Below are 17,205 nucleotides of genomic sequence, written 5' to 3' on the forward strand. Positions count from 1 at the left end.
CATACTCTTCTGATCTGCGATCGCTCAACTCTCTGTTTCAATTCTAACCCAGCAGAACTTATGAGACAAACCACTAGTTTATGCAGAGGGCAGAAGGAAGAAAAAATAAAATGACAGAAAGCCTTGTGGTATAAGGTTTACAGAATCTCTACATCACAAGAAAAGTCTTCAAGTCGGATCTGGATCTTTGTCACAAGTTCTACGACGACAGGCAAAATCTCAAAACCCTTCTGCCTCCCGCCTTAAAGCGCGTAACTTTTCATCATCGTCAAAAGCTGACAAGAACCGTAAAATTGTGTTATTCAAACTCAGTAGATATGCTGAAATATTCAATTCGAATATTACTTAATTATTTGAAGTATTGGGAAATGCCCGTATTGAATTAAATCATCCCGTATTTATGCAACGCGTTTTTTTAATAAGAGAGTCTACAAAAAGTATTAAATTGGCTATATCTACTCAGGTAAAAGGTAAGTTCTACGAGTATGTTATTTAGAACCAAAGCCAGTCAAATTGCTAAAGGCTTTAAGAATCACCAGAAAGCTAAACTAACTTTCACCGTAGTGCCAATAGGAGCTAGCCATTGCTATGTATTCATGGCATTGATACTCAGCTTGATAAATTTTGGCTGTACTAACACCTCAAAATCTGACCAATCCTCTGTTGTCGAGTCCTCTTCTGAAAGTAAAGTCTTGAAAGTATGGTGGGATAAAGGCTTTACTGTAGAAGAAGATGAAGCGCTACAACAAATCGTTAGTAACTGGGAAAAACAAACTGGCAAAAAAATCAAGCTTTCTTTTTTTACCAACGATGAGCTACCAAAGAAAACGAAAAGGGCAATAAAAGCTGGCAATCCGCCTGATATCTTGGTTGGTTACAATGCAAAAACAGAGTTGAATCCACGACTTGCCTGGACAGACCAATTAGTAGATGTCTCTGATGTAATTGAACCAGTCAAAAGTTCTTATCCTGAGACAACACTAGAAGATGTTCACTATTACAATAATGTCGCTAAAAAACGGAGTTACTATGCAGTCCCCCTTCATCAAGGGACAATTCAAATTTTCTACTGGCGAGACTTATTAAAGCAAGTAGGTCGGAGTGAAAGCGATATCCCCAAAGATTGGGATAAATTTTGGGAGTTTTGGAAGCAAGTGCAAGATGACTTGCAAGCAAAGCAAAAACAACTGCAACAGAATATTTACGGGTTGGGTTTTACTTACTCCATTGGAGCTTCTGACACTTACTATATGTTTGAGGAGATTTTAGAAGCATACGATGTCCAACTTCTAGACTCCAAAGGTCAACTCCTCATTGATGACCCTAAAGTGCGTCAAGGTATTATTAAGGGCTTAGAGTGGTATGCAAAATTTTATCAACAGGGGTACGTACCCCCAGATGCGCTAAATTGGTTAAATCCAGACAATAATCGCAACTTGTTAAACCGTGCTGTGGTTATGACACCCAATACGACCCTAGCGATTCCTATTGCTGTGCGTCAAGATCGTGATACCTACCTTAACAAACTTGGGACTCTAGAATTTCCTAATAAACCTAATGGCAAACCTATGCGCTACTTAGTCCTCTATAAAGAAGCAGTTCTGTTTGCTAAGTCTAAAAACCAGAAAATAGCCAAGAGTTTTCTAGGTTATTTAATCCAACCAGAGGTAATGGGAAGTTACCTTAAAGCTACTGGAGGTCGTAATTTCCCAGTACTTAAGTCTGTCTGGAAAGATCCTTTTTGGACAGACCCAAGCGACCCGCACATTTCGGTTGTGGCAAAGACATTAATCACGCGCCAAACGCGCTCATATTACAGTGCCCAAAACCCTGCCTACTGCATAGTTTTAGAGGAAAATGTTTGGGGCAAAGCTCTCCAACGAATACTTGTAGATCATATCACCCCAGAGCAATCAGCAGATGAGGCAATTAACCGAATCAAGCAAATTTTTGCTCAATGGAATTAAGTCAGAGAAAAGGTAAGTTTAATTATATAAACTTATTTGTTGTTAACATCAAAAATATATTTCTTGCATAAATGATAGATAAAAAGGTAATAAATTTTATATCAACATTAGCAGCGTTAACTTTTGCTAAATGTCTGTTGGATTTCAAACCTGAAAACTTCTCGTGTTTTTTCTCGATTATTTTTCTTCGAGTCGCAAAGTGACCATAACTTATGAAGTTCTGGAATCAGCACCTGACCACTAAAGTTGCCAGTTCATTCTTGCTCTTGTCGCTGGTAAGCGTTGCTGTGGTTGGAGGAGTTGCCTTTATCAAAGCGAGGGAGGCTTTAAAGCAAGCCGCCTTTGATCGACTCAATGTAACTGCAACACTTAAGGAGGAAGAAATAACTCGGTGGTTTGAAGACCAACAGCGAGATTTTCTACTTGCAACTCAATCTACAGACGTACAAGCGCATCTTAAGATACTCCTAACTAGTGAAAAAAGTAACGCAAATTATCAAGCTGCTTACACTGTTGTCTCTAAATATTTAATTAGAGTCGTCAGACTTAAACCTAATCTCAAAGAAATTTTCATTCTCGATCGCAGTAATCGAATTATTCTATGCACTGACAAAAAGCGTGAAGGTCAGTATGAAATTTTAGGCAACATTACTTATATTGAGCAGGTTGAACCAGGAGATGCTTTTAACCCAAATTTCTACGTTTCACCGTTGACTGGTAAACCATCAGTTACCTTGGCAACATCTTTGCGTAACACCGCAGGGGTAAGACAAGGTGTGATTTTAGCTCATCTGAACCTAGACCGAATTGATAATATCGTTCGGGAACGCACAGGTTTGGGTAAAAGCGGCGAAACTTATTTAGTTGGCTCCTTAATAACTAAAAACACCTTTATTTCCAAACCGCAAGTCAACACGCAAGACTTTCCTGAAGGAATTAGCAGTCAAGGGATTGATGAGGCAATGAGTGGAGTCAGAGGCTTTGGGCTTTATCGCAACTATGCTGGAGTGCCAGTTATTGGAATGTATCGCTGGCTCAATGATCAAGATTTGTCTTTACTGGTAGAAATGCATCAAGAAGAAGCCTTTGCCCCTGCTCGTCAACTGGCAGCGACTATTGTATTAGTAGGGTTGGTGTCTGTAGGAGGACTATTGATCGGAGTTTCTTGGCTGACGCGACAGTTAAAAATCTCTCGTGAACAGTTAGAAAATTACAGCTACCAATTGGAGATGAAAGCCCAAGAAGCCGAAACTGCCAACCGTACCAAAAGCGAATTCCTGGCAAACATGAGCCACGAACTTCGCACTCCACTCAATAGCATCCTTGGCTTTACCCAACTCATAACGCGCGATCGCTCTATCAATCCTTCCCATTTGGAACATCTAGAAATTATAAGTCGCAGTGGCGAGCATTTGCTGACCTTGATCAATGATGTGTTGTCAATGTCCAAAATTGAGGCAGGTCGAACAACATTGAATGAAAATAGTTTTGATTTGTATTCTTTGCTTGACTCGCTCCAAGAGATGCTGCAAATAAAAGCAGAATCCAAGGGATTACAACTGATATTTGAGCGTAGTCCCAAAGTTCCCCAATTTGTGCATACAGACGAAAGCAAATTGCGTCAAGTCTTAATTAACCTTCTTGGTAACGCTATCAAATTTACTCAATTCGGTGGTGTTAGTTTGCGCGTGAGAGAGAAAACTGAAAATTTGGAAACTTCTAATCCTCAATTATCAATCTTCAGTCACCTTCATTTTGAAATAGAAGATACTGGTCTTGGCATTGCACCAGTCGAGCTAGACAATTTGTTTAAACCATTTGTTCAAACAGAAGCTGGTCGCAAATCTCAACAAGGGACAGGTCTGGGTTTAACTATTAGCCAGCAATTTGTGCGCCTCATGGGTGGTAACATTACTGTTAGGAGTACTTTAGGTCAAGGAACAATTTTTGCTTTTGAAATCAAAATTAGTCCAGCAGAAATAACTGAAGTTCAAACTCGACAGTTATATCAGCGAGTAATTGGTCTAGAGGCTAATCAACCGAAATACCGAATCTTAGTAGTAGAGGATAAATGGGAGAATCGCCAACTCCTAGTCAAAATGCTTGCATCGCTTGGCTTCGAGGTGCGTGAAGCTGAAAATGGTAAACAAGGAGTAAGCATCTGGGAAACCTGGGAACCGCATTTAATTTGGATGGATATGCGGATGCCAGTGATGGATGGGTATGAAGCCACCAAACAGATCAAGGCTCATTTAAAAGGTCAGGCTACTGTGATCATTGCTCTGACTGCTAGTGCCTTTGATGAGGAACGAACTGTGGTTTTATCTACAGGCTGTAACGATTTCGTGCGTAAGCCCTTCCAAGAAGAAGTAATTTTGAAAAAAATGGCGAAATATTTAGGGGTACGTTATGTCTATGAACAAGAAGCACTTAAACAAGTCCAATTAGCAGAAAGTTCTGACCTTGAGCTTTTCTCATTAGAAAAAGAGTTGGCTAAAATGCCCTCTGAGTGGATAGCACAGTTACACCAAGCGGCACTACGTACAGATGAAAAGTTGATTTTCAGCCTGATTGAGCAAATTCCTGAAGAATTTGCACCTCTGGCTAATGCCCTAACTGATTGGGTCAATAACTTTCGCATTGATAAAGTCATTGATTTAACACAACCAGAACAAAATGGATAAAAATCAGGTTCAGCCACCCAAAGCAAATATTCTACTTGTTGATGATACTCCAGACAATCTGCGACTTTTATCTGCCATGTTAACTCAGTTGGGGTATGAAATTCGCAGAGTAATTAACGGGCAAACAGCTTTAAAAACAGCGCAAGCTGCCCCACCCGATTTAATTTTGCTCGACATCATGATGCCAGATATGAATGGCTATGAAGTCTGTCAACATCTGAAAGCTTCAGAGAAAACCCGCGACATCCCGGTGATTTTTATCAGTGCTTTGGATGAAGTACTCGATAAAGTTAAAGCCTTTGCCGTTGGAGGAGTGGATTACATCACCAAACCCTTTAGTGAAGAAGAGGTTTTTGCTCGTGTTGAGAATAACCTGACTATCCGCAGGCTGCAAACGCAACTCACGGAGCAAAATGTACGTCTGCAACAGCAAATTATCCTTAGCGAAGCTTCCCAAAAAGCTCGCCAAAAAGCAGAGTCAGCACTGCGACTAAGCCAGTTTTATTTAGACAAGTTTAAATATCCTATCTATTTTGTGAATTCTGATGCCCAGTTGGTATATGTGAATGAAGCAGCTTATCGTACTCTGGGCTATACCCGCGAACAGATGCTAAATATGACTGTTCATGATATTGATCCAAATTTCCCAGCAGTTACTTGGCAGTCAAAATGGCAAGAATTTAGACATAAAAACTCTTTCACTTTTGAATCTACTCACCTTACTCAAGATGGTCGAGAAATAAGCGTGGAAATAACCATCAATTACCTAGAGTTCGACGGTCAAGAATATCATTGTGTGAGTGTCCGCAATATTTAAACTCGCTAACAGGGTTAAGATCGCCAAAGCTGAGTGATTGGGTTTTAGGAATTTAGATTGAATAGGCGATCGCACAATATGGTTTAGATAAACTTTTTTCTCCTCCTCTGCTCCTCCTGCCTGTCTCAACGAATAAATTTCCTAACTGAACCGTATTGGGCGATCGCAACTTTAGTCTACGATAAATAGGCGTTTTCAGGCATTCAGGGACAAAAACGCAAAATTGGCGTGAAAGGTATGCAAGGATGAAATCAATCATCTTGCCGAAAAGGTTAACATGACCTTTTCAGACGTTTACTGACCTATTTTACATAAATTTAACTACACTTTTTTGAAAAACTCCTTACTACCTAAGACTTTTTCATGCTTAGAAAACTGGGTGATTATCTTAAATTAAATGCAGGGTTACATCAACCCCAAACAAAATTTAAATAAGGATAGAAGTCATATCTTTATGAGATGGACTACAAAAAAAGATTTTTTTAATAGTTGATGAGAACAATAACTCTTTAAAGAGTTGCTTTTGCAAATGCAAATCTACAGTAAGGATTTACAACAAGTATGAATCTAACCAAGAATGAAATGGAATATAACAATGCAGTTTTGGACGATCAAGACGTTCAAGAGGGTTTAAAAAGTATCAACGCTAAATTTGGTGATTTTTGCACCCGTGTAGCAGGTGAAGCGTGGGGTCTACCTTTAATCGACCAAAAAACAAAAGCTTTAATTACAATCGCAGTAGATGTTGTCAATCAAAATCAAGTAGGCCCAGGTAGTCCGTTCGGGGCACATGTACAAATGGCTCTCAAGCAAGGAGCCACTGTTGCAGAGATAGAAGAACTCCTTTTATTTATGTGCGTTTACGGGGGTTTCAATAAGGTTGCTGGTTGTTTTGGTAGTCTCAATGAGATTCTTAGTTCCCAAACTTAATATTTCGCCTCAATTAAGACAGAAAATGTGGACAAAGGAGAGCAGCAATGATGTTAACAACTAGAAAAGCCGATTATGCAATCCGCGATCAAAAAGGTAAAGTAGCCTTTTATGTGCTTTTGTGGAAACGGAGAGGAATTTCCCTAGAACTTTTCGATGACTATTGGAGAGATGTTCATGGCCCAGTCTGCGCGCGATTACCAAGTCAGCACCAATATTGGCAGTTCCATCTGTCTCAAAATGAAGGTGGTTTATGGCCAACTATTAAAGGTATTGAGTATGTTTGTCCTGAAGAAGATCAGTTTAATGGCATTGCCGAATTAACCTTTGAGTCAGAAGCAGAACGTAATATCTGGTTTAAATCTGCTGCCATTCTCATGGATGACGAGCACAATATATTTAGCAAAGCGATCGGTTATAACTCTAGCCCTGAGAATTCTAAAACCTATATTGATAGCATTCCCTCAGGAGATCCCAACGGCAAACTGAATCTGATTAAGTTCCACGTTATGGTGAAGAAATCTGACGCTGTAAGCGTGGAAGCTTTCCGCAGATATATGACAGATAGCTTTGCACCAGCTGTTATCCAAAGTGATTCTGTCCTCAAGTTCCGGCTGAATTTATTTGAGGAAGTAGATAATTCCCGCCCAGATGCAGCTGGGGTATCTCATTATGAATCTCCATACAAGCAGTATCAAGCTGCCTTTGAAATTGCCTTTGCCAATCCTCTGGAAATGGAAACATTCTTTGCCTCTAAAGAATATGCTACTGCTGTTAAAGACCAGATTCAGTACGTTCAGCGCATTTTACCATTTCCAGAACGAACTGCTTACACTTTTGTTTACGAGGGCAAGATGACGCTGGCGGGTCAACGGAGTTCTACAGTTGCAGAACTGATCGCAAATATCGGCGCAACCAATCAACTAAAGGAGGACGTAGTTTGTCTTATGCTCGAACAAAAACTTATATCTAACTCGAATGGTTTAAGCAATGGTTCCCAAAACGCTGCAAGCACATTCATTAATAAACGTACTAATTACTATAAAGATTTGGCAGCAGATTATTCTCGTCCGGGGCTTGTAACTGCTTATGTAGCGAAAAAACTGATTGAAGATGCCGAAAAGTTTGTTGGAATGAAAGAAAGGATATTGCCACTGATCAGTCCTAGTTATACTGTTGAGCAGATTGAACAAGAGAACAAAGAATGGTGGCCAACCCATTGTGAGGCATTAAGGCAGGGACGAGGCGATATTTTAACTGGTGAATATCGTGAAGATTTGGTTTATTTTTGCCAGGATGGGCCCTATCAAGGGTTAGCACAGCAAAAAGAGCGCGAACAACATTGGTGGGCATTAATTGCTCAACCAGGCGTAACAATGTGTTGGCCAATCGTCATGTTTCATGGTGAAGTTACCTTCTTTGAATGGAAGTGTATAGATGATGAAACCAACGAAACACTTGCTAAGGGAAATGTTACTTGGATTCGCCGTGGTCACAGAGGCGGATGTTACCTCAAAACTGAGCAATTGACTTTCTACCGCGACGTTTTTGCTCCCAGTGGATTATTGAAACTGATCGCTACAGCTTAGGATGATAGACAAGCGGGTATACAAAAATTTGCAAAAGTTGGAACTGCAAATGTAAAAAGTATTAACCCGAATGGTTACTTTGTTACTCGTGTAGCTCGTGAAATATGGGGTCTGCCATTAATTGACCAAAAGACTAAAGCACTGATTGCGATCGCAGTTGATATTGTCAACCAAAATCATCAAGCTTCCGGTAATCCTTTTACAAAACATATAAATATAGCTCTCAAACAGGGAGCTATTGACCAAGAGATTGCAGACATTCTTTTGTTCATGTGCGTTTACGCAGGATTCAATAAAGTCGTAGGCTGCTTCGGCATCCTTAATAAGATTTTTGAAACAAGGAAAAAGCTAATGACAACAGCAATGAGAAGAGTCGATTACTCAATCCGCGACCAAAAAGGCAAGTTAGCCCTCTATCTTTTGTTATGGAAACGCAAAGGCATTTCCCAAGAACTTTTCGATGACTACTGGAGAAACGTACATGGCCCTCTCTGTGCCCGCCTTCCCGGACAGCATCAATACTGGCAGTTTCACCTAGCTAAAAATGAAGGTGGCATTTGGCCGGAAGTTGCTGAGGTAGATTACACCTGTACTGAAGAAGAACAGTTTACTGCAATTGCCGAATTAACTTTTGAGACAGAAGCAGAACGCGATATATGGTTCAAATCTGCCGCCATTCTCATGGATGACGAACACAACATATTCAGCAAAGCAATTGGTTACATAACTAATTCTGGCAATTCTAAAACCTATATTGATAGTATTCCTTCAGGAGATCCCAACGGAGAATTAGGTGTAATTAAGTTCCATGTCATGGTGAAAAAATCTGATGCTGTGAGCGTGGAAGCTTTTCGCAGATATATGACAGACAGCTTTGCACCAGCTGTTATCCAAAGTGATTCTGTTCTAAAATTCCGACTGCATTTGTTGGAGGAAGTAGATACTTCTCGCCCAGATGCACCTGGAGTATCTCATTATGAAGCCCCAGAAAAGCAGTATCAAGCTGCCTTTGAAATTGCTTTTGCCAATCCTCTAGAAATGGAAACATTCTTTGCTTCTAAAGAATATATTGCTGCTGTTAAAGACCAAGCTAATTACATACAACGGCTTTTACCATTTCCAGAGCGAACTGCTTACACCTTTGTTTATGACAGCAAGATGACTCTAGCAGGTCAATGTAGTTCTAATGTTGCGGATTTAATTATGAAAGTAGGTGCGACAAATCAACTTAAGGAGGACGTAGTTTCTCTAATGAACGGCAAGCAGAATAAACAGAATGGTAAGTCTGGATTAGGTCATTACCTGCAAGGTGTACAACATTTTGGCATCACAGTTTATGACATGCCAAAATCTTTAGAATTTTACCTTGAAGTATTGGGAGGTAAAGTTGCTATTGGTGGAAATGGATTTTACGGCGAAGCATTGCACAATTTGATGTTTCAAAAAGAGGAGGTTGAGGCCATTGAAAAAGGGATCAATCCAAAGTCTCTAGGAGTTGCCAACATTAGAGATGGTTCAGACATGTCTTTAGATGTCAGATTCATTTCTTTTGGCAATACAGTAGTTGAAATCATTCATTTCCGAGATGCTAAGTTAACACTTGCTGCACCGAATGCTTTTGAAAAAATACCTTCCTCTGTTGGTTACACCAATGCACCACACCTTTCGTTCTATGTGAAAGATGATGTAGATATTGATGCCTTTGCGAAAGAATTAGAAGAGGAATGTCAAAGACGAGGGCTGACTGAGGTAGTTGTTAACCGTATTATTCGGGCTAACTCGGCAGAAGAAATGAAAAAACTTGCCCCTCAATTTGCCAAGACAGACTTTACTGGCGATTTTGAAGGATGGGCACTATTCTACTGCAAAGGGCCAAATGGGGAACAGTTAGAATTCAACCAAGTTACTCGTAAAGCCAAAGAAAACTTTACTAGAGCAGAGGCAGAATATAACCAAGCTAATGGGACAAATTACTGGTTTTTAAATTCTCAGAAACCAAAATCAAACGCTCAGGGGCTTTACGCTACATACAGTGTTTCCGTTGATGCTCCTTTAGAAACTGTTTGGGATGTTTTGATGGACAAAATACAAAACCCCCAACCATATATTCCCCATGTAGTTGAAGAACTGAAGATTTTAGAGATATATGACAATGGCATTCTCCGCAAAATTAGAACGCCGGGAATGCAGATGAAAGAAAGAGTCATCGTAGACAAGCAAGCTGGAAAAGTCACATTCACTGTGGTGGATCATCCACTTTTCACTGGTGAATTGAGTAACCAAGTGACGCTACCTTCCAATGGTAATTCTGGGTCTTTGCCAATTCTAACTTACACAATAAATTTGCAGCCTACTAGTGACAAAGCCCTCGCACAACTAGAAGCCCAATGGTTTATTAAAGCTGCTCAACCAGAAGCGATCGCTCAAGCTGCTCAACATCTAAAACATATTATTGAAAGTAAAAATAATCAGGAGCAAAAAACAATGGTACTTGCACATTCACAGGCATTTGTTGGTACGAAATCTGAAATTGTCCGCCGGATGTTTCAAGCTGGTGAATCGATGAATGTAGAAAAATTCGTTAAGTTCTACACCGAAGATGCCCACTATCAATTCAGCAACTTCCCCATTGCTTATGGGCCACAAGGTATTAGAGACTCTTCTGTTAGTTTTCTAGAAACGGTTGCCAAAGTTTACCACCATATTAAAAATATGTGGGAAGTAGGAAACACAGTTGTTTGTGAAATGGATGTCACCTACATTCGCCATGATGGTAAAGTGTTTACACTTCCTTGCTGCGACACAATTGTTTTTAAAGGCGATAAAGTCCAAGAACTGCGGATTTATATGAATATCGATCCGGTATTCGTCTTTGATAACAATGAAGCACAGCCAAAAGCTGCTACATCTGGTGGTTCATTGACGAAAACGCTGGAAAAAATGTATGAGGCTTTACACGCCGAAAATTGGGATCAATTTATGTCATTCTTTACCCCCAATTTACTTTATAAAATCGGTGCAAATGACCCTGTAATCGGGCCAGAAGCCTGTCGAGATTTATTAAGTCATATCTATAAAACTCTCAAACTAACAACCCACAATACACGAGGAATTTGGGAGATTGGCAACACCATTATTTTAGAAATGGATGCTAATTATATCCATAAACAAGACAAGCGATTCGTTCAAGTTCCTTGCGTAGATATCTATCGTTTTGATAGCGATAAGATTTACGAATGGCGAGTTTATCCAGATGCATCTGCAACAGGTGTGCAGATTTAAAAATTATCTAATGTAGCAGTCCTAATTTATTTGTGAAATCTTCTCTTTCTTTTACTCTTTGCGCCCATTGCAGTTTATTTAGGACTTACGCAAAAATTGCTTAAAAGCTTAACTTATCGAACCGCCATCGCGCTTCGCGTCTCGCAGAGAAGACGCCAAGAACGCCAAGAATCGTAGAGTTTGCGTAAGTCCTATTATTAAGAAAATACTTTTCACAACTCAAATAGGATTGCTACATAGCAATAGCGAATATACCCACATTCCTTTCCCCTTCAACCAAAAATTGTCCGGTGTATCTCGATAATCGAACAGCCAAAAATTCCACTACAAATTCTTGAATACAAGTTAACTAAAAGCAATAAACTTATATGACACATCCAATCGGTTCTATACCAATCCATTCTCCCAACGAACCAAATCATTCAGACCAGCCAGATCATGCTCACTCGTCCGAGCATCAAACTTCAAATGGTATTCAATCCCTTAATACACTTGGAGTTGTCGATAACTACTTATTTGTTCCCCAAGATGCTCCATTAAATGAACGTCCAGCACTTTATACTTCCGGTGATTTATACACGCTTTTAGCAACATCACAAGAAACTAATTTTGCTTTCAATGCATTTGATTTCTTTGTTCCGCCAGGAGGTGGGCCACCACCACACATCCATAATTACGAACATGAGGCTTTTTTTGTCGAAGAAGGAAGTGTTAATTTCTTTTTAGGTGATGAAGCTGGGGTTCCAGGAAGCGACAAATTCTTTGTTTTGGATGCAGTACCTGCTGGAACCTTGATATTTGGCCCAAGATTGAGACCTCATGGATTTTCCAACCCTGACTCTACAGAGGCTAAATCAGGAACAAATAAAGGAGCGAGAATTCTTTCACTCACAACTCCTGGGGGGCTAGATTTCTTATTTGGATTTGCGGGTGAGCCAGTCAAAGATAGAAATGACCCAATTCCTGCTCCACCTCCTGGAATTAACCCTGCATTTATCGAATTTGGGCAGCGAACTGGTTATCGTGGCGAATCCTTTCCTAAAGGTATAGCGTTTCCTGGGTATACACCGCGTGAAGGCACTCCCAAGTATGTTTTGGTGCTTCCAGATGACGCGCCTGCGGGGCTGGAGGAAAAGCTAAAAGCTCAAGTGGCTGGTATTGATGGGTTTAGTATTTGGACTGCAAGCGAGCGACCAAAAATTTCTGGGCCGTTTGGAGTTGAGTACACTTCTTTGACTAGTTTTGCAGAATCAGCAGACTATTTAGGTAATCATCCTTCATATAACCAATTTTCCCTTGCACCCAAAACAACTAATACCTTTGCTAGCTCCTATTTAAATAGGAATCAGGTGGTAGAGCCTACAAAATCGCTAGCAACTGGCACTGCTAATGTCCAATTAAATCAGGCAGGAGAGCTTGAATATAAATTGACAGTTACAGGTTTGGATTTTGGGGAATTAGTAGCAGATAAAACTCCCCAAACTCTTGGTAGTGAGCTAGATGATGTCATTGGGATTCATATTTATTCAGGTAAACGCGGCAGCAATGGTTCAGACGTATTTAGTATTTTAGACCCGGTTCATCAAGATGAAACGGAGTTAAGTATCACTTTGAATCCTGATAAGTCTGCCACCATTAGTGGTGTCTGGAATCTCACAGAGAAGGAAATTCCCACTACCCTGAGTGATTTCGTCAAAAATAGTGGTTTGCCAGGACAAGAGAGCGAATTCTATTTCGAGATAGATACTGAAGGAAATAAAAAAGGTGATATTCGGGGTCAAATTGCTCGTTCCACCAATGATTTTCCTACACCTATTAAAAGCGAGAACTCTGAGGTATTTTATGTTAGAGAGGGAGAATTATCTTTCAAAATCAATAATGAAGTTAGGTTGGCACAGCCAGATACTTTTGTCTATGTGGCACCAGGAAATGAGTACTCCTTCGGTAACTTTGGTACTGGAAAAGTCGAGTCGTTGGCAGTCTCAATTACACCAGCAGAACTTGAACCAGTACCTGTAGTGTCGCCTTTAAAACCTCAAACTAATATCTCGCCTAAACAGCTTGTCTTCTTAAGTGATGGAGATGATTTTTATCGACCAAATAAGAGTGATCTCCAGAACACACAAACAACTTACAATTTTCACGCCGACTACGAGACGAAAAATAACTTTAAGGCCATTGCCTCAAACCTTGTACAGGTAACACCGTCATGGCAAAGTACTAACGCTCCTTATGGTTTGGACAAACTCACTGGATTGGTCTACGGACAGACTGACTTTGCTACTGGCAAATTCAACTTCAACACAGATCCAACAAAATTTGGCTTACAGGGTTTACCGACTGGCTCGATAGTGCTGCAAGGAAGCAACGACGATAAGTTGTTTGCCACTGATAACGCTAACGGTATGGTCGATTTTGAGAAACTCACATCCACATCTTTTGGTACTTACACTCTCACTGGCGGAGAGGGCAAATTTAAAGGTGCTACTGGCACGCTGAACTTCTCCGAAACTGGCAAACTCAGTACAAATCCAAGCGATCCCCTTAAAGGTGAGGCTTCAATAACTGGCTCTTTTCAAGTTCCAGGGCCGAAACCCGGTTTTCGGATTTATGCAGGTGAAGGCAATGATGAACTCTATGCGACTGAGGAAGACCGCGTATTTGGCGAGGAAGGAAATGACTTGCTTGATGCCTCTAGTGGTAAAGGTTATAACCTTCTTGATGGTGGCGAAGGAAATGATATTCTCATCGCCGGCAGCAACGATCAACTTGTTGGTGGTGACGGAGACGATACCCTGATTATCTCCAAAGGTGGTGGCAATCTCCTCTATGGTGATGCTGGAGCCGATCAGTTTTGGATTGCTAATGGTAGATTACCTGATGCAGTTGCTGACACTAGGCAACAAATTGATTTCGGTCTACTACCGTTAAGCGATACCAAAAATGCGATCGCAGATTTTGAACAAGGGATTGACAAGATTTACATTCAGGGAATTAGCGGTGTCTCTTCGTTTAATGACTTGAAACTACTGCCTGTCTTTGGCGATATTCGCAGTACAAGTATTATTGCTCAACCTAGCGGGATTGATGGTGAGATATCCCTGGCAAACGTGACTGGCGTTTTGTTCAACCAACTTTCAGCTGCGGATTTTGTTTTCAGTTAGAGGGAATGGCTTTTTCCCAGTTCTCGAATTAAGAACCAATAATACTGATCCTCAGACACAACGAAATAACGCATCTTTTTACTCAGTTTAGTATTAACTCGGAATTAAGAGCAAAAATGACTACCATCAGCGAAGAAACTAATCTACTTACCGTGATCAACGTCTTCACAGTTGAAAATCCTCAAGAGCAGCAGTTTTTAGTAGATCACCTAGTAAGTAACATCGAAAAAGCTAAAAAGCAAGAGGGTTTAATATCTGTGAATATCCACAAAAGCTTGGATGGCACACGAGTTATAAACTACGCCCAGTGGAGCAGCAAGGAAGCATTAGAAACGGCTCTGAAAAGCCAAGAATTTATGGCTCCTGTAGAGAAAGCTGTGGAATTCCCTCACGATTTTCACTTGTACGAAGTTGTCTTTACAACACAACCATAGCGATCGCATTTTTTCAAAGGTGTAAGGGTACAGGGATGTACGAGAAACACTTGCTCATAATCTTTGTTTCCTTACCCAGTACTCCCCTAACTCTTCACTAATGATACAAGAAATTTTATGGTCACTAAGACTGCAACAGATTCCCGGCGTTGGCTGGCGCTGATCCTGCTGTGTGCGACACAGTTTATGTTCGTACTTGATGTATCAATTATTAATGTTGCTCTGCCCTCAATGCAGTCAGCGTTCGATTTTTCACAACAGAACCTCCAATGGGTGATTAACGCCTACACACTTGCCTTTGGCGGCTTTCTCCTACTCGGTGGTCGTGCAGGAGACTTACTCGGTCATCGTCGCGTTTTCATCGTTGGACTGACTTTATTTTCTTTAGCCTCACTAATGGGCGGTCTTGCGACTTCTGGAGCTATGCTGATTACAGCACGTAGTCTTCAAGGTTTAGGCGCTGCCCTTAGCTCTCCAACGGCGTTATCAATTCTTACCATGACCTTTACTGAAGGCTCGGAACGCAACCATGCTTTAGGAGTTTGGGGGGCTACGGGTGCATCAGGTGGCGCAGCTGGCGTACTTTTGGGTGGAATACTGACTGGGATGCTGGGTTGGGAATGGGTGCTATTTGTCAATGTACCGATCGCTGGTGCAGCAGCTCTGTTAGCTCCAATATTTTTGAATGAGACTGTCACGAAAAAAGATTCTCGGCAATTCGATTTAGCAGGCGCTTTCTGTAGTACAACAGGGTTAATTCTGCTTGTTTTCACAATCGTGAACGCTGAAGGGCACTTGGCGCGGACACTCGGATTACTCTGGCTGTGTGTGTTACTTTTCGCTGGCTTCATTCTGATTGAGCTGCGATCGCCTGCGCCACTAGTGCCGTTACGAATCTTTCGTTTGCGTAATCTTACTGGAGCTAACCTTGTCACTTTGGTTCACGGCACTGGGCCGTTATGTACCTTGTTCTTTATCTCACTCTATCTCCAGCAGGTGTTAGGCTTGTCGGCACTCGACTCAGGACTCGCCTTCTTACCTTTTGCATTAGCTGGTGGTGCTTCCTCTGGTTTTGCCTCGGTGCTGGTGAATCGGTTCGGTGTCAAACCTGTTTTGACAGCCGGGATGCTTTTAATGTCCCTTGGTCTGGTACTCTTCGCCCAAGTTGCTGTCGGTGGCAGTTATTTAATCCATGTGCTACCAGCTTCGCTCATTGTCGGTGCTAGTGCTGGTCTCTCCTTTGTGCCGTTAACTATTGCTGCTTTCATGTCGGTCAAAGCTGAAGATGCCGGACTAGCCTCCGGGTTGCTGGCTACTAGTCAGCAGGTAGGTGCTGCGATAGTTCTGGCGTTGCTAGTAGCAGTTGCTAGCGCTCACACTAAAGGAATTATTGCGGCGCAAGGTGAATCACCAGCAGTATTGGCAAGCGCGTTGACTCAAGGCTTTCAGTCTGCTTTCTACCTCGGTGCTGGTTTAGTGGCACTGGGTGCGATCGCCGCGTTTTTAGTTATCCAACAACGAACCAAACACTCCCGTCTTAATTAGCGCCTCCTCAGATTTCGCTGACAAGAAACAGAACAAATCTCCAGTCTGCATTTATCAACAAATTGGCATTCAATACATACAAATAATTAAGAAGTGAGCTAGCTATGACTACTGATTTGAAAGGAAAAATTGGTGTACTTATTGAAGAACATTTCGACCAAACTGAGTTTCGCAAATTCAATGAGTACTTTCCTCAACAAGGCTATGAAGTAGAATACATTTCTCATTTGTGGGGCAATCCACAATTAACATTCGGTTCAAATCCCGATAACGGTGAAGTTGAAGATCATGTAGTTGTAACCACAGAAGTTAACGATATAGATCCATCTGACTACAAAGGAATTATTTGTATCGGCGCTTATGCTATGGATCGGCTGAGATATCAAGTTTCTGTAAAGAAAGGTCAGAAAAATCAAGCTCCGGCGGTAGTTTTTCTTAGAAAAGCAATGAATACAGATGGTGTAAAAATTGGTACAATCTGTCATTCTTTGTGGCTTTTATGTGCTGATAAAGATTTGATTCAAGGTCGCCAAGTTACCTGCGCTCACAATATTATTTGTGATGTAGAAAATGCAGGTGGTGAAGTTATTTATGAAGGTGATGCCACCGCCGATTTAGTCATTGATGGCAATTTGATAACAGGAAAACATCCAGGAGTTGTAGACCAATTTATGGAAGTTTTTCTACAAGAAATTGAAGAGCAGCAACAAAAGGTAAAAGTCGGAGCAAATGCTTGAAGGTTAGTGATTGATTACTAGGAAAGAAATTATTTCAATATTTGCTTGAGGTTTGA

Annotated in this window: 10 protein-coding genes; all 10 read left to right on the plus strand. The window is 41.0% G+C overall.

The window, feature by feature from the left end; translation table 11 throughout:
• The first annotated feature begins 485 nt into the window (after positions 1-485).
• Positions 486-1,967 (plus strand): ABC transporter substrate-binding protein, encoded by a 1,482-nt coding sequence (locus RMZ43_RS30950; protein ID WP_322652418.1) that lies wholly within the window; start codon positions 486-488, stop codon positions 1,965-1,967.
• A gap of 212 nt (positions 1,968-2,179) precedes the next feature.
• On the plus strand, positions 2,180-4,651 hold the full coding sequence (locus RMZ43_RS30955; protein WP_322652419.1) for a hybrid sensor histidine kinase/response regulator: 2,472 nt from the start codon (positions 2,180-2,182) through the stop codon (positions 4,649-4,651).
• A complete protein-coding gene (locus RMZ43_RS30960; protein ID WP_416212410.1) occupies positions 4,644-5,468 on the plus strand; it encodes a response regulator in 825 nt (274 codons plus the stop codon). Before RMZ43_RS30955 ends, RMZ43_RS30960 begins: the two co-directional genes overlap by 8 nt.
• Before the next feature lie 561 nt (positions 5,469-6,029).
• A complete protein-coding gene (locus RMZ43_RS30965; RefSeq protein WP_322652420.1) occupies positions 6,030-6,398 on the plus strand; it encodes a carboxymuconolactone decarboxylase family protein in 369 nt (122 codons plus the stop codon).
• A gap of 47 nt (positions 6,399-6,445) precedes the next feature.
• Positions 6,446-7,987 (plus strand): EthD domain-containing protein, encoded by a 1,542-nt coding sequence (locus RMZ43_RS30970; RefSeq protein WP_322652421.1) that lies wholly within the window; start codon positions 6,446-6,448, stop codon positions 7,985-7,987.
• An 18-nt stretch (positions 7,988-8,005) separates the two neighbouring features.
• Complete coding sequence (locus RMZ43_RS30975; protein WP_416212411.1) at positions 8,006-11,269, plus strand: nuclear transport factor 2 family protein; 3,264 nt, start codon at positions 8,006-8,008, stop codon at positions 11,267-11,269.
• Between the two features lie 368 nt (positions 11,270-11,637).
• Positions 11,638-14,433 (plus strand): CHRD domain-containing protein, encoded by a 2,796-nt coding sequence (locus RMZ43_RS30980; protein WP_322652423.1) that lies wholly within the window; start codon positions 11,638-11,640, stop codon positions 14,431-14,433.
• 116 nt (positions 14,434-14,549) lie between these two features.
• The gene (locus RMZ43_RS30985; RefSeq protein ID WP_322652424.1) at positions 14,550-14,867 is read left to right on the plus strand and encodes an antibiotic biosynthesis monooxygenase family protein; all 318 of its coding nucleotides are present in this window, start codon (positions 14,550-14,552) and stop codon (positions 14,865-14,867) included.
• A 117-nt stretch (positions 14,868-14,984) separates the two neighbouring features.
• Positions 14,985-16,412 carry an MFS transporter gene (locus tag RMZ43_RS30990; protein WP_322652425.1) on the plus strand — a complete coding sequence of 476 codons (1,428 nt, stop codon included), beginning with the start codon at positions 14,985-14,987 and terminating at the stop codon, positions 16,410-16,412.
• A 104-nt stretch (positions 16,413-16,516) separates the two neighbouring features.
• Positions 16,517-17,149 carry a DJ-1/PfpI family protein gene (locus RMZ43_RS30995; RefSeq protein ID WP_322649065.1) on the plus strand — a complete coding sequence of 211 codons (633 nt, stop codon included), beginning with the start codon at positions 16,517-16,519 and terminating at the stop codon, positions 17,147-17,149.
• Positions 17,150-17,205 lie beyond the last annotated feature (56 nt).

The sequence above is a fragment of the Nostoc sp. CmiVER01 genome, from assembly GCF_034531135.2.
GTDB lineage: Bacteria > Cyanobacteriota > Cyanobacteriia > Cyanobacteriales > Nostocaceae > Nostoc.

Excerpts from the sequence above, each read along its gene's own strand:
- RMZ43_RS30950 (WP_322652418.1), top strand. The coding sequence starts at position 486 with ATGTTATTTAGAACCAAAGCCAGTCAAATTGCTAAAGGCTTTAAGAAT.
- RMZ43_RS30955 (WP_322652419.1), top strand. The coding sequence starts at position 2,180 with ATGAAGTTCTGGAATCAGCACCTGACCACTAAAGTTGCCAGTTCATTC.
- RMZ43_RS30960 (WP_416212410.1), top strand. The coding sequence starts at position 4,644 with ATGGATAAAAATCAGGTTCAGCCACCCAAAGCAAATATTCTACTTGTT.
- RMZ43_RS30965 (WP_322652420.1), top strand. The coding sequence starts at position 6,030 with ATGAATCTAACCAAGAATGAAATGGAATATAACAATGCAGTTTTGGAC.
- RMZ43_RS30970 (WP_322652421.1), top strand. The coding sequence starts at position 6,446 with ATGATGTTAACAACTAGAAAAGCCGATTATGCAATCCGCGATCAAAAA.
- RMZ43_RS30980 (WP_322652423.1), top strand. The coding sequence starts at position 11,638 with ATGACACATCCAATCGGTTCTATACCAATCCATTCTCCCAACGAACCA.
- RMZ43_RS30985 (WP_322652424.1), top strand. The coding sequence starts at position 14,550 with ATGACTACCATCAGCGAAGAAACTAATCTACTTACCGTGATCAACGTC.
- RMZ43_RS30990 (WP_322652425.1), top strand. The coding sequence starts at position 14,985 with ATGGTCACTAAGACTGCAACAGATTCCCGGCGTTGGCTGGCGCTGATC.
- RMZ43_RS30995 (WP_322649065.1), top strand. The coding sequence starts at position 16,517 with ATGACTACTGATTTGAAAGGAAAAATTGGTGTACTTATTGAAGAACAT.